The sequence below is a fragment of the Bradyrhizobium sp. CCBAU 53338 genome (assembly GCF_015291665.1).
GTDB lineage: Bacteria > Pseudomonadota > Alphaproteobacteria > Rhizobiales > Xanthobacteraceae > Bradyrhizobium.
Genome location: NZ_CP030048.1, coordinates 1,829,659 through 1,843,724 on the forward strand (window position 1 = coordinate 1,829,659; position 14,066 = coordinate 1,843,724).

Consider the following 14,066-nt stretch of genomic DNA (forward strand, 5'->3'; position numbering starts at 1 on the left):
ATAGGCGACTGGCGATGCTGACAGGTTGTGAAAGGGCGGCGAATATCAGCTCGGATTCGCTGAATTGCTCGATAATATCAGCGGATTCCGCTGGCCTATTTTGACTAGCTTGACCCAGAAGCATATCGGGAACCAACAAGGTTCATCATGACGCAAGCATACGACGTTGCCATTATCGGCGCTGGCCACAATGGGTTGGTCTGCGCGAATTATCTTGCCCGGGCTGGGCTGAAGGTCGTGGTGGCGGAGGCCAGGCCGGTCATCGGCGGTGCCTGTACCACGGAGGAGCTCATCCCTGGTGGACGCTTCTCATCGTGTTCCTACATCCAGATGATGTTGCGCCACGAGGTCGTCGAAGACCTCGAGCTGAAGAAATACGGCCTCGTGTCCGTGGCGCCCGAGATGCAGGAGATGGCGCTCTGGAGCGACGGCGATCATGTCATGCTCTGGCAGGAGATCGACCGGACGCTGCGATCGATCGAAGCGCATAGCAAGGAGGATGGCCCCAACTTCATGCGCTTTGCAACGCAGTTGCGCCGCTTCGGCGACATCACGCAGTCGGCACTGCTCAGCGATCCGCCAACGGCCGACAGCCTGCGTCGCACCTTTAGCGAGGCCGGCGAAAACGAGCTGTTCGAGGAATTCATCCTGCTTTCGGCGGAGGAATTGCTCTCGCGCTACATCAAGTCGGACCGCCTCCGCGGCTTCATGATGTTCATGGGCATGGTCTCGACGTGGGGCAGTCCGACGACGCCTGGGACGGCCTACGTCTACGGATATCATGCGCAGGGCGAATTCGAAGGCCATTTCGGCCGCTATGGCCTGCCCAAGCAGGGCATGGGCATGATCGCAGAGGCGCTCGCGGCCGGCCTTCGCGCGCATGGCGGCGAACTCCGTACCGGCCTGCCGGTGAAATCCGTTCGCATCGAGAATGGCGTTGCGACCGGCATCGTGCTGGCCGATGGCAGCACAATCGCGGCCGCCACCATCGTCTCGGGCGCGGACCCGAAGCGATCGCTGGTCGATCTTCTGCCGGGTGGCGCACTCGCAGCGCCGGTGGCCGCGAAGGCAGGAAATATCGACCAGCGCGGCTCGATGGCGCGAATTCATCTTCTGATCGATGCCTTGCCCGATTATGTCGGCTTTCCGGCCGGGCAAGCAGGGCCCCAGCATCAAGGCCTTGCCATCCTGGGCCCGACGCCGGCGCTCTATGAGCAGGCATGGCAGGCGCAACAGCGCGGCGAGTTTGCCGATGACTACGTGATCGAGGCCTTGATTCCTTCGGTAACCCATCCGGAGCTCGCGCCCCCTGGTCAGCATACCTTGTCGCTGGGTGTCCAGCAGCTTCCCTTCGAGCTCGGTCGCGGCAACTGGAATAGCCGCAAGGAGGAATGGGCGGACCAAGTCATGGAGATGTACTTCCGCTATGCTCCCAATCTGCGGAACCATATTCGCGGTCGTCACGTCATCACGCCGCTCGATCTGGACCGGACCTACAACATTACGGGCGGCAACATCTTCCACGCCTCGATGGTCGGACTCGAAAACCTGTTCGAGCAGCGCCCGATCGCTGAAGCTTCGACGTATCGAACGCCGATCGCCGGTTACTATCTCTGCGGAGCCGGCAGTCATCCGGGCGGCGGGGTCACCGGCGCGCCCGGCCACAACGCAGCCCATCGCATCCTTGCCGACCTAAATGGCCAGCGTGACCAGCGCGTTGTTCGCAATCCCCGAGACTATGAAGCGGGTATGCTCGACGGCCTCTTGAAAACCGACATAGGGCAGAAGCTCGGATATCAGGTCGCGAAGTCACGGGTCTTTCGCTCCGTGACGGAGTTGCTCAATCGGAATCGATAAAGGCTCGGTCCGAAAGACTCAGGCCGAGCCGCGTGGAACAACCTTGCGATATTGCCGCCCATAAACTTCGTTCTCGCCTTCGTGTGCCGAGACGAGGGTATCGACAAAGAAGTTCTTGTCACTGCTCGTCACGATGGCGTCGACTGTGACCCTCGTCGACCAATCGGCACGGCCGAGCGTCCAAACGGCCGAGGTCGTACAGCACGCCGACAGCGGATCGTTCGCGACAATGCTGTAGGTTCGCTTCATCGTCGACCCGAATGTGAGGCCGTCCTTTTCCAGCCGGATCTCGCCATTATCTTCATCGACGACAGTTTCCAACAGCGATGATCCGACGTCGAAGCTACGGCGGCGCTCAAGTTTCGGTGCGCGCAGCACGGATGCAGCCAATGCAGGCGCATTCATCACGATGGAGGGAGCTGGCGGAGCGCAGCGATGGCCTGCCTTGCGCAGCGGCAACCTCAACTCGCATCTGGCGAGATCGAGGGTCAAGGTCGCATGGTGGGGGGCGGGCCAGATGATCGGGAAATAGCTCGTCGAGATCGCGAGCCGCAGGCGATGGCCCGGCTTCAGGCACCATCCGATCGGCGCGAGCGCAAGCTTGACCTCATAGCCTTGGCCCGGTTCGACCGTCACCGGATGCTCATCGCCCTCGCGGTGGCTTAGGTTGAGGAAGCCATAGGTGACCCGCGTGGACGTGCCATCGGGAGCCACGTCGCATAGCCGGGCAACGATCTGCCCACAGGGGCGGTCGGAACTGACCGCGAGAGAGAGAACGGGTTGGCCGAGTAATTCCGTATCGTTTACCACAGGCTCGCGGTCGAAGCAGAGCGACAGTCCGTCGGCCTCGCGCTGGTCTTCCGCAAGATGGGCGCCTGATCCTGCCGGATACCAGGGCATCCATTCCCCGGAGGTTGCGCCGACGGTGAGGGGCGATCGCACTTCCGCCTTGATATCCGAACGCAAATCAATTCCGAGCCGACCCGGCGCCAATCCATACCGTTGCATTTTGACCGAATCTGGCGGCCAAGCGCCTTCCTCGACCCAATAGCCTGGCCGTTCCATGAGGTCCGGACTTGGTTCATGCGATTCGATCAGCCAAGCCATGAGCCTCGGCCACTCCGAGGGCGTGCCCCCCTTCAGGGTATGGTCGAACCAGCGTGCGGCAAGCTCGACAAAATCGAATCCCGGCCCGGGGCGGGCGGTGTGCGGGAAGCAATGCCCCCAAGGACCGGCAACGACTGAGCGCGATATGTGGGATTCCCTGAGAAGGGTCGGAAGGGCGACCGCATAGCCGGTGTCTGCCCAGCCGACCGTTGCCAGAATAGGACAAGCGATCCGGTCAAAGTCGCGTTTTGCCGAACCGGCGTGCCAGTATGCACCAAACGTCGGGTGCGCGCCCCAGAGCTCAAAATAATTGCGGTAGGCCGAGAGCCGTTGAAGCCACATCTCGCGCCATCGCTCGCCGACGACCCAGGGCAGGGGAGGCCGCAAATGCATGCCGCTGAGCTGTGCGCCATGCCAGACGGCGTAAACCAGAAGGCAGCCGCCCTGATAGCGATTGAGGTATCGATCGTCGGCGCCATCGACCGGCAGAATCGCGCCTAGCGAAGCCGGCTGCCGCGTTGCCACCATCAGGCTTGCATGCGCGGGCCATGACAGGCCGGTCATGCCGGTCCGTCCGTTGCACCAGGGCTGTGCCGCAATCCAGGCCAGGGCTTCAACGGCATCCGTCCAATACGCAGCGTCGAACTGGTCCGGGTGCAATCCATCCGAATTGCCGGTCCCGCGAACGTCGAGCTTGACGCAAGCATATCCCCGCGATGCGAGCCGCGCGTAGATGGCCTCGTCCGCAGGGGCGCTGCCGTCCGAGCTCCGGTAGGGGTGATAGTCGACAATGGCGGGGACCGGGTCCTGGTCCGCTCCCGCAGGCCGCCATAGTCGGCCGGCAAGCGATATCCCGCTGGCGAGCGGGACGGTCAAATGGTCGATCCGCAGGATTTCTCCGTCCGGAGCATCTGTACCCATGGCTCACTCCTTGCTGCCAAAAAGTAGCAGGGCTGGAGGGCCAAACCTCACTATTCACTATCGGAAATTCAGGCCAATATGCTGTTTTGGGGTCGCAATCCGGGACCTTTGCAGCATGATCTGGAGGTGGATACACGCCGATGCATCTTACGTTCAGGCAGATCTCCTATTTTGTCGCGACCGCCGAGGCGGGCTCGGTGTCCGGCGCCGCGACGCGCCTGAACATTTCGCAATCCGCCATCACCGAGAGCGTCAGGGCACTCGAGGCGCAGACCGGCGCCGTGCTGTTCGATCGCAGCTCAAAGGGCGTCACTTTAACCTATCAGGGCCACCAGTTCCTGCGGCACTCGCGGCTGATCCTGGCTGCCGTCGCCGACGCCGGGCGTGTGTTGAAGACGGGATCGGAGGCTGTCTCCGGCGTTCTCAACCTCGGCGTGACGAGCCTCGTGTCGGGCTATTTCCTTGCTGATCTGCTGGCGCGATTTCGGCGCATCTTTCCCAACGTGCAGGTCAAAGTCGTGGAGGAGGATCGGGCCTTCATCGAACATCTCTTGGTCAATGGTGAGCTCAACGTCGCACTGATGCTCGTATCCAATCTGGAGGATCATGACGCGCTGGAGTTCGAGACGCTGGTGCGATCGCCGAACAGAGTTTGGTTGCCGGCCGGCCACGAACTGCTGGCGCAGGAGCAAGTCACGCTGGCAGCGATCAATGAGGAGCCGTTAATCGGCTTGTCGATCGACGAGATGCCGCAATCGAACGCCGCGCTTTGGCAGACCGCTCGTCTGCGACCGAACTTCGCGTTGACGACCTCGTCCGTCGAGGCTGTCCGCAGTCTCGTTGCCACCGGCGCCGGCGTAGCCATCATGCCAGACATGACCTTCAGGGCATGGTCGCTCGAGGGCGATCGTCTCGAAGCACGCTCGATCCAGGGGATCGAAGTTACCGTCGACGTGGGGGTCGCGTGGCGCCGAGGGTCGGTCATTTCGGACCAAGCCCAGATATTCCTGCACCTTGCGCGCGAATACAGAAGCGAAAGATAGCGCGACCGGCTTTTCCGATAGGAACCAGCCAGCTTTTTGTATTTCCCATAGCCTTAGCGCCTTGGCTAGGTTCAGCAACCAAACGGATTGTCAAGCTGGAGCCTGGCCGATGAACATCGCCCAACCGAACGTCATGACCAACCTGCTGATCGACGGAAAGCTTTTTCCAGGCGACGGGCCGGTCGAGACCATCATCAATCCGGCTACCGGCAAGATTCTCGGTGAGGTTCCGGAAGCCTCGGCCGATCAGATCGGCGCCGCGGTGAAGGCCGCGTCACGCGCATTCGAAAAGTGGTCGCAAACCACCCCGGCTTACCGTGCCGGATTGCTTCTGAAAGTGGCGGACCGCATCGAGGCGGAGGGCGAGGCGTTCGCGCGACTGGAATCGCTTAACTGCGGCAAGCCCTATCTCAAGATGCTGGGCGACGAGATTCCGGCAATCGTCGACGTCATTCGCTTCCTCGCCGGGGCGGCGCGCTGCATGACGGGAAGCGCCGCAGGCGAATATGTCGGCAATCACACCAGCATGATCCGCCGCGATCCCGTCGGGGTTGTGGGCTCCATCGCTCCCTGGAATTTCCCGCTGATGATGGCGGCCTGGAAACTGGCAGCGCCGCTGGCGGTCGGCAACACGGTCGTGATGAAACCATCCGAGCAAACCCCGCTCACGGCGCTGAAGCTCGCGATGATTCTCGCAGAACTGTTTCCGCCAGGCGTCGTCAACATCATTCCGGGCCGCGGCGACAGTGTTGGCTCGTCGCTGGTCAGTATGCCGGGCGTGCGCATGGTGTCGTTGACCGGCGATATAACGACCGGTCAGAAGGTGCTTCAGGCCGCCGTGAAAACCCTGAAGCGGACCCATCTCGAGCTCGGCGGCAAGGCCCCCGTCATCGTCATGGACGATGCCGATCTCGATGAAGTCGTTGCGAGCGTCAAGAGCGCGGGTTTTTACAACGCCGGGCAGGACTGCTGCGCGGCTTGCCGCATCTATGCGGCCCCCAAGATCTACGACCGCGTGGTGGCCGACCTCGCAAGCGCCGTGAAGACCATCAAGCTCGGCGCGCCGGAGGACGAAGCGACCGAGCTCGGACCGCTGATCACCGAGCGCCAGCGCGAACGCGTCGCGAGCTTCGTCGAGCGTGCGAGCCAGCAGAAGCACATCGAGATCGTGACCGGCGGGGCGCGTACCAATCGTGACGGGTTCTACTACCAGCCGACCGTTATCGCGAACGCGCAACAGACTGACGAAATCGTTCGTCGTGAGGTCTTCGGACCGGTCGTCTCGGTGACGAGGTTCAATGACGCGGAGCAGGCGATCTCCTGGGCCAACGACAGCGACTACGGCCTCGCGTCCTCGGTCTGGACCCGCGATGCGAAGACGGCGCTCAAGATCAGTTCGCGCCTCCAGTACGGTACCGTATGGGTCAACACCCACTTCACGCTAATCAGCGAGATGCCCCACGGTGGCTTGAAAATGTCGGGCTACGGCAAAGATCAATCGATGTACAGCCTCGAGGACTACACCGTCATGCGCCACGTCATGATGAACTTTGGCTGAGCGAGTGCCGCCATGGAACAGGTCTGCATCGGTTCCATACGGCAGCTTGCGGTTGAGGACACTCGACTACGGCTCGATCGTCTCGACATCAAGATCCTTGCTGCGTTGCAAAGCGACGGTCGGATGAGCAATCTCAAGCTCTCCGAACTGGTCGCGCTCTCGCCGACACCGTGCCTGCAACGCGTTCGTCGTCTCGAAAATGCAGGATTCATTGTGGCTTACGGCGCCACTCTCGATGCAAGGAAATTCGCTCCACATATCACAGTCCATACGGATGTCACCCTACGGCGTCGGACCGCGGAGTGCACTCAACGGTTCGAGCGCTACGTCCGTGACGAACAGTTTATCGTCGAATGCTATCTGGTGAGCGGCGGGTTCGACTACGTGCTTAAGGTGGTGGCTCGGGACGTAGACCATTATCGCGGAATTATGGAAGACATGCTCGCAGCCGAGGTAGGCGTCGATCGCTTTTCGAGCTTCATCTCTTTGCAGCAAATCAAGCAATCTCGCGGATTTCCACTTGGGCTGGTCAGCGCTCTTCCGACCACCGCCAATCGCAAGACGCGAGCCATCAGGCGAGGCTAGTGAGGCGGGAGCTTGCAATCAGGCGCGATGGATCCAGGATTCTCGCGGCAGTAAACGCACGACTTAAGTTCCCTCCGTCTACTCTACGCTGCCACTCTGAATCATTTTGCGCTTGCCCGCAAGCACCCGCACTTGACGCTAGAGGGCACAACGATTTCAGCGCGGGTGCAATCCTGCGTAGCGATTGCGATGAGCCAATGCAGATCCCCGCTGGCGTTGCGCGGCAAAATGATCATGCGCAGTCCATCGAATGGACAATCTCTTTCATGTCTGCATAGCGGAGATGGCCCACATGCCTCTCATTGCGTACACGTGCCGGAGATTGGTCCCGCGCCTTAATCGCATCGGCAATTCTAGAGTGTTCCCTGATAGTTGCGGCTTTTCCAGAGAATAGGTCAGCAGGTACCAGGCTCGAACGAACTGTTGAATTGTTGAAGCGATTTTTGTGAAGATGGCAAGCGCGGCGCGACGGTGGCGGCCCCACCATCAGTTGCTGGACGCGCTGCCAGATCCCAGGTCGTTGGCGGGTTAGTCAAAGCTATGCCTATCACGGCGATGGAGGGCCTGAGTGACCGGCAAGAGACGCGTGCGGAGTCACAAGCCAATCAAGACCCGGGACCCCGCGCGTACAGGCCGAGAGCCAGTAATGAAAACGCGCTCAGCACGACGCCCAGCGCCAACATGGCTTCATGTGACGCCGTCGCAGCAAGCCATACGCCGATCGCGGCGTTCATCATCTGCCAAAAGCCCAATAGCGCCGAGGCCGCGCCGGCCTTGTCGCCGAATGGAGAGAGCGCGCGGGCGGTGGCCAGTGGACCGACAATGCCCATGCCAAGGAGAAATACGCTCATCGCGCCGAGGAACGGCAAGAAAGTTGGGTTGACCATCGAGATGACCAAGATCGCAAGGCTGCTGGCCGCCGTCGCGCACAGCCCGGCTCGGATCGGGCCATCGAGCCCATACCGTGCTGCCAATCTTGTTGCCAGCACGCCCGCGGCGAATACGATAAAGACGGTACCGGCGAAGAACAGGCCGAGCTGGATCGGCGTGAAGTGTAGCGCTTCGATGAATAGGCGCGGCGCAGCCGAAAACATCGAGAACAAGCCGCCGATGATGAGGCTCGAGGTGGCTGCCGGGATTGCGAACCGTCGATCGCCAACCAAGCCCCTGTAGATTTTGGCAATGGCCACCGGATTGAGCGGCGCGCGGATCGAGTGGTGGGTTTCCCCGAGAAGGACGCCATAGGCAACGGCGCCGACTGCGGCAAACGCGGCGACGAGCGCGAACTCGGAGCGCCAACCAAAGATGTGATCGAGTGCGCCGCCAAGCAGTGGTGAAAAGCCGGGGGCTGCGGACATCGCGATCATCATCAGAGCCAGTGCCCGCGCCAAAGCAGCCCCGCTGAACATGTCCCGGGCTACGGCACGAGACAAAACTGACGTCGCGCACGCGCCCGCTGCTTGGACTGCGCGGCCAACCAAAAGATTAGGTAGATCGTTAGCCAAACCGCACCAGATGCTGCCGCCGAAGAACACCGCAAATCCGATCAAAACTGGCCAGCGTCTTCCGTAGCGGTCCGAAAGCGGTCCGACGACGAGTTGGCCCAGCCCGAACACCGTCAGAAAGATAGTGATAGCGGAAGTGACTGCCGCGCTCGTGACATTCAACGAGATTGCAATCTGCGGCAGCGAAGGCAGCAAAATGTTGGTCGCAAGGGTTCCCATAGCGGCCAGAAGGGAAAGGATAGCGATCGGTAGGGCGCTAGGGATCCTAACACTCGGCCGCGCGGGCTCGATTGCTTCGCACTGGTCAGCCATTTGAACTTTCGCGGTGACAGGGATCGGCGGGCTATGCGGCGGACGCCGCGGTTCGCGCTGCCCGCCGATCTTTTTTTTACGGGGATTGTCCGTTATCGGCGGATGACGCGCTCGACCGCGATGGCAGTGGCTTCACCGCCGCCGATGCAGAGTGCCGCCACACCCCGCTTGAGGTTTTGTGCCTCGAGTGCATGCAACAGCGACACGATCAATCGCGCGCCGGTGGCGCCGATGGGATGGCCAAGCGCACAGGCGCCGCCGTTGACGTTCAGCTTCTCCCTCGGGATGCCGAGATCCTTCTGCGCCGCCATCGCCACCACGGCAAAGGCCTCGTTGATCTCGAACAGATCGACGTCCCCCGCGCTCCAGCCGACCTTGTCCAACAGCTTGCGAATAGCTGGGATGGGCGCCGTCGTGAACCACTGTGGCTCTTGGCTATGGGTGGCGTGGCCCTTGATCTCGGCGAGCACTGGGAGGCCGTCGCGATCCGCGCGCGAGCGCTTGGCCAGAATGAGGGCCGCGGCGCCGTCGGCATTTGCGGAGGAGGCGGCCGGCGTGATGGTGCCGTTGGCGCGGAACGCGGGTTTCAAGCCCGGGATTTTGGCGGGATCGACCTTGAGCGGGTGCTCGTCATTGGCAATGATCCGTGACCCGGCTTTCTCCGTCAGCACAATCGGCGCGATCTCGGCCTTGAACGCTCCGCCTTCGACCGCCTTGCGGGCGCGGGTCAACGTCTCCATCGCATACGCGTCCTGGTCTTTGCGCGTGAACTGATAGGCTTCTGCCGTGGCCTCGCCAAAGTCGCCCATCGAGCGGCCGGTCTCGTAGGCGTCCTCCAGACCGTCCATCATCATGTGGTCGATGATGCGGTCGTGGCCAGCGCGGTAACCGCCCCGCGCCTTGGCCAGCAAATAGGGCGCATTGCTCATGCTTTCCATGCCGCCGGAGAGAACGATCTCGGCGGAGCCCGCATTGATGATGTCGTGAGCGAGCATGGTGGCCTTCATGCCGGAGCCGCAGACCTTGTTGATGGTGGTGGCGCCAGTGGCATCCGGCAATTTGGCGCCGCGAGCGGCCTGGCGCGCCGGCGCCTGACCTTGTCCGGCCGGCAGCACATTGCCCATGAACACTTCTTCGATCTTTTCAGGCGCCAGCTTGGCCCGTTCCAGAGCTGCTCCAATCACGTGAGAGCCGAGCTTGTGTGCGCTGAGGGTCGAGAGCTCGCCCATGAAGCGGCCGAGTGGCGTACGGGCGGCGGAAAGGATGGCGACGGGATCGGAAGCGGCAGCCATAGCGAATTCTCCTCTTGATCACTGTTGTTATATGACGATAGTCATATAAGATAGTCGGCATTGCAATGAAATGTTGCCGTGGTCTGCAAAAGCACGGTTCAAGAATTGCAGGGAGGGGATGGGAACGGTTTTGCGGCCGTTCCCCCAAGAGCTTGCACGGAGCGGCGATGCGTTACGTAGAAGACCACAGGCGTCAAACTCACAGCCGGATCGTTGAAAGCGCGTCCTATGGTTTGCGCCAAAACGGTGCCGAAGGGCTTAGCGTTGTGGAACTGATGAAGCTCGCGGGTCTGACGCACGGCGGGTTCTATAACCATTTCGATTCGCGTGCCGCACTTGTTGGCGAGGCAATCGCGTTTGCGATGGACCAAATGGTCGAGCGGTGGAAAACGCTGGCGAACGGGAAAGGCAACGAGGATCGCATCGCGGCGTTGATTGCCGATTACGTCAGTTCCCGCCACCGCGATAATCCTGGAGGAGGTTGCGCGCTTCCAGCCCTAGCAGCTGATGTCGCCCGCTCGAGCCCGAGCGAGCGGCGGGCCCTTGCTTCCAAACTGGAGAAGATGATCGACATCCTTGTCGAAATGCTTCCCGCTAAGGGATCCCAACAGGCGCGCCAAATCGCGACCGGCGCCATTGCAACCATGGTTGGATCTATCGTGCTGTCGCGTGCTGTCGGCGCCGGAAAGCTTTCCGACGATATTCTCGACGCCGGACGGATGACTGCCGGCGGTCGAACTCGCAAGCCGCAGCGCAGAACGACAAAGGCGATGAGCTGCGGCAAACCACAATTTGGGAGGTCACCATGACGGCCGGCAAGTGGCTCAAGACAGCCTGCAACCTGTGTTACATAAACTGCGGCATTGAAGTCTGGGTGAATGATGGGCGACTCGAGAAAGTGCGAGGCGACCGATCAAGCCCGAAGTCGCAAGGCTATCTGTGCAACAAAGCGACCCGTATTCCCTATTATGCGCATCACAGGGATCGGCTCACGGCCCCGTTGCGTCGTCGCGCCGATGGTGGCTTTGACGAAATCGAATGGGACGTGGCGATTGCAGAGATCGCGGAGCGCCTTCGAGACATTGTCCACAGGTATGGCGGCAAGAGCATTGCCCTTTACGGCGGTGGCGGGCAGGGCAACCACGCCGGCGGCGCCTACGCCAGTGGCCTGTTGCGCGCGCTGGGTTCACGCAGCGTCTTCAACGCTCTTTCCCAGGAGAAAACCGGGGATTTCTGGGTCAATGGCCACATGTTCGGCAGCCAAACCTGTCACACCGCAGAGGACGTGCATCATTGTGATCTTTTGCTTGTCATCGGTGCAAATCCCTGGATCGCGCACGGTTTCCCCAATGCGCGCGACCACCTCAATCAAATCCGCAAGGATCCCGCACGCAAGCTAATTGTCATTGACCCTCGACGAACCGAAACCGCCGACATGGCGGATTTGCATCTCGCAGTTCGGCCCGGTGCCGACGCATTTCTTCTTGGTGCGCTGCTGGCCATGCTTGTCCGTTCTGACCAGATCGACCATGCGTTCATTCACGAGCACACGATCGGCTACACTGAAGTGAGGCAAGCGCTATTGAACATCCCCATTGCAGAATGGGCGGCCGCTGCCGATATCTCGCTTCCTGATCTGGAACGCTGCGCCGCGATGATTGTAGCGGCGAAGGCCATGGTGGTTCGGGTCGAGCTTGGCATCCAGCAAGGCATTAACTCAACACTCAACTCCTATCTTGAGAAGCTCTTGATCATGCTTTCCGGCAATTTTGGCCGTAAAGGCACCAATCAATTGCATAGTTGGCTTCAGCCACTCTGGGGTAATTCTCCGAACCAAAGATTTGCGCCGACCGGCGACGCCATTATCGGGGGATTGTTGCCGCCCAATATTTTTCCCGAGGCAGTGCTCAAGGACCATCCCGACCGGCTGCGCTGCGCCTGGATCGACAGTTCCAATCCCGCCAACACCGCCGCAAACACCGAGGCGGTGGAACGCGCGCTACAATCGCTCGAGCTATGCGTTGTGGTCGACGTTGCGATGACCGAAACCGCACGGCTCGCGCATTACGTTCTCCCGGCCTCCACACAATACGAGAAGACCGAATTTACTTTCTTCAACTTCGAATTTCCGACGAACTATTTTCACGTTCGCGCCGCGGTATTGCCGCCGCTCGCCGGCACCTTGCCGGAGCCCGAGATCTACACGCGGCTTGCCATCGCCCTGGGGCTTCTGCCGGGTGACAATGTGCTCGCGCCGCTGCGCGAAATAGCACGGCGCTCGCGACCTGAATTCGCCGCGGCCTTTCGTGCTTTCATAGCGGAAAACCCTGCGACAGTACCTGCCCTGGTGCTCTACCATACGCTGGGGCAGACGCTTCCGGATGGTACGGCGGCCGCGGCCCCTATGTGGAGCGCGGCCTTGGCTTGCGCGAAGCGATCGCCCCAAGCGGTACGGCGGGCGATCGGCGCATCCGACGAGGTAACGGACCAGCAGCTGGGAGATCTCCTGTTCGACACCATTGTAGCGACCCGGCAGGGCGCGGCGGTTACCCGGCACGAGTATGACGAGGTCTGGTCAATGATCAGCCATTCGGATCGCAAGGTTCGGCTGGTCGTGCCTCAGATGTTGGAATGGCTGGCGCGTCTCGATCCGCGAGCTGCGGGCGCTCCAAAGGAGTTCCCGTTCATGCTGGCGGCTGGTGGCCGCCGCATGTTCAATGCTAACCAGATATTTCGCGATCCCGCGTGGCGTCGCGAGGATCCGGACGGCGCGCTGTTGATCAATTCGAGTGATCTGAGCGAGTTGGGCGCCAAGGATGGCGACTGGATCGCCGTCGAGTCGGTGGTCGGGCGGCTTGTTGTTCGCTGCAAGGTCGATGACGCCATGCGGAAAGGCCAACTGGCTTTGCCGCACGGCTACGGTCAGGCATATCCCACAGCCGACGGCGAGCGCCTGATCAACGGACCGCGCATCAATCTGCTCACCGAGAGCGGCAACCGCGATCCCGTTGCCGGCACGCCGTACCACAAGAACGTCGCGGTTCGTCTCGCCCTGGTGCCCGCCCACGAGGCTGCCGTCCATCAGTCGCAGTCCGAGCGGATTCATATGCGAGCGGCCGGGCAATAGTCGAAGGGACCATCATATGACCGAGAAACCAATCGCGATCGTGACCGGAGTAGGCCCGGGCACCGGAGCTGCCATCGTCAAGCGCTTCTCTGCCGGCGGCTTCCGTGTCATGGCGCTTGCTCGTTCGCCCGAGCTCATCAATAACCTCGCGCAAGAGCTTCCCGATGTCCACGCGATGACCTGCGACGTTACAGACGAGAGCCAGGTGCGGACCGTTGTCGCCGACGTTAAGCGCCGTTTCGGCGCGGCCGAAGCTCTCATCCACAACGCGGTCGGAGGGGGCTGGGGAAACTTCCGCGAGATCGACCCGAAGATGCTGAAGGACAACTTCGAGGTCAACGTGATGGGCTTGTTGTACCTGGCGCGCGAAGTCGCTCCTGACATGATCGATCGCGGCAAGGGCGCAATCCTGGTCACCGGAAACACGTCTTCGATCCGGGGGAAGGCCAATTTCGCCGGCTTCGCGCCGACAAAAGCAGCCCAGCGTATTCTGGCCGAATCGATCGCGCGGGACATGGGGCCTCTCGGCATTCACGTCTCCTACGTTCTCATTGACGCCGTGATTGATACACCCCGGATGCGCTCAAGGATGAGCGACAAACCGGATGAATTCTTCATCAAGCCTGCCGCGATCGCCGATGAACTGTATCATCTGTACGGTCAGGACCGGTCGGCCTGGTCGTTCCTTACGGAATTGCGACCGTTCCACGAAACCTGGTGAGGTCTGGCCGGCGAGAAACATGGCCACGGCATGCACGC

General features: G+C 61.2%; 10 protein-coding genes. 7 read left to right on the forward strand and 3 right to left on the reverse strand.

From position 1 onward, the window contains the following. The first annotated feature begins 147 nt into the window (after positions 1-147). The gene (locus XH90_RS08715; RefSeq protein ID WP_194480431.1) at positions 148-1,857 is read left to right on the forward strand and encodes an NAD(P)/FAD-dependent oxidoreductase; all 1,710 of its coding nucleotides are present in this window, start codon (positions 148-150) and stop codon (positions 1,855-1,857) included. Between the two features lie 18 nt (positions 1,858-1,875). Here XH90_RS08715 and XH90_RS08720 read toward each other — a convergent pair whose 3' ends face one another. Then, a complete protein-coding gene (locus tag XH90_RS08720; RefSeq protein ID WP_246755727.1) occupies positions 1,876-3,885 on the reverse strand; it encodes a CocE/NonD family hydrolase in 2,010 nt (669 codons plus the stop codon). A 140-nt stretch (positions 3,886-4,025) separates the two neighbouring features. On the opposite strand from XH90_RS08720, the gene XH90_RS08725 reads away from it, so the two are divergent. The 3 genes from XH90_RS08725 to XH90_RS08735 all read left to right on the forward strand — a co-directional run bounded on the left by XH90_RS08725 (position 4,026) and on the right by XH90_RS08735 (position 7,071). After that, positions 4,026-4,928: a LysR substrate-binding domain-containing protein gene (locus XH90_RS08725; protein ID WP_194480434.1), complete on the forward strand. Its 903-nt coding sequence runs from the start codon at positions 4,026-4,028 to the stop codon at positions 4,926-4,928. A gap of 109 nt (positions 4,929-5,037) precedes the next feature. Beyond that, a complete protein-coding gene (locus tag XH90_RS08730) occupies positions 5,038-6,486 on the forward strand; it encodes a gamma-aminobutyraldehyde dehydrogenase (RefSeq protein ID WP_194480436.1) in 1,449 nt (482 codons plus the stop codon). Positions 6,487-6,498: 12 nt separating this feature from the next. Next, complete coding sequence (locus XH90_RS08735) at positions 6,499-7,071, forward strand: Lrp/AsnC family transcriptional regulator (protein ID WP_194480438.1); 573 nt, start codon at positions 6,499-6,501, stop codon at positions 7,069-7,071. A 605-nt stretch (positions 7,072-7,676) separates the two neighbouring features. Here XH90_RS08735 and XH90_RS08740 read toward each other — a convergent pair. Both XH90_RS08740 and XH90_RS08745 read right to left on the reverse strand, forming a co-directional pair. After that, positions 7,677-8,888, reverse strand: a complete 1,212-nt coding sequence (locus XH90_RS08740; RefSeq protein ID WP_194480440.1) for a multidrug effflux MFS transporter — start codon at positions 8,886-8,888, stop codon at positions 7,677-7,679. Between the two features lie 92 nt (positions 8,889-8,980). Next, positions 8,981-10,180 (reverse strand): acetyl-CoA C-acyltransferase, encoded by a 1,200-nt coding sequence (locus XH90_RS08745; RefSeq protein ID WP_194480442.1) that lies wholly within the window; start codon positions 10,178-10,180, stop codon positions 8,981-8,983. Between the two features lie 167 nt (positions 10,181-10,347). On the opposite strand from XH90_RS08745, the gene XH90_RS08750 reads away from it, so the two are divergent. From XH90_RS08750 to XH90_RS08760, 3 genes are read left to right on the forward strand one after another with little or no spacing between them, the layout of a single operon-like run. Then, a complete protein-coding gene (locus XH90_RS08750) occupies positions 10,348-10,989 on the forward strand; it encodes a TetR/AcrR family transcriptional regulator (protein WP_194480444.1) in 642 nt (213 codons plus the stop codon). Then, positions 10,986-13,307: a molybdopterin-dependent oxidoreductase gene (locus XH90_RS08755; protein ID WP_194480446.1), complete on the forward strand. Its 2,322-nt coding sequence runs from the start codon at positions 10,986-10,988 to the stop codon at positions 13,305-13,307. Before XH90_RS08750 ends, XH90_RS08755 begins: the two co-directional genes overlap by 4 nt. Before the next feature lie 16 nt (positions 13,308-13,323). Then, positions 13,324-14,028, forward strand: coding sequence for an SDR family NAD(P)-dependent oxidoreductase (locus XH90_RS08760; protein WP_194480447.1), 705 nt, complete (start codon positions 13,324-13,326; stop codon positions 14,026-14,028). Positions 14,029-14,066 lie beyond the last annotated feature (38 nt).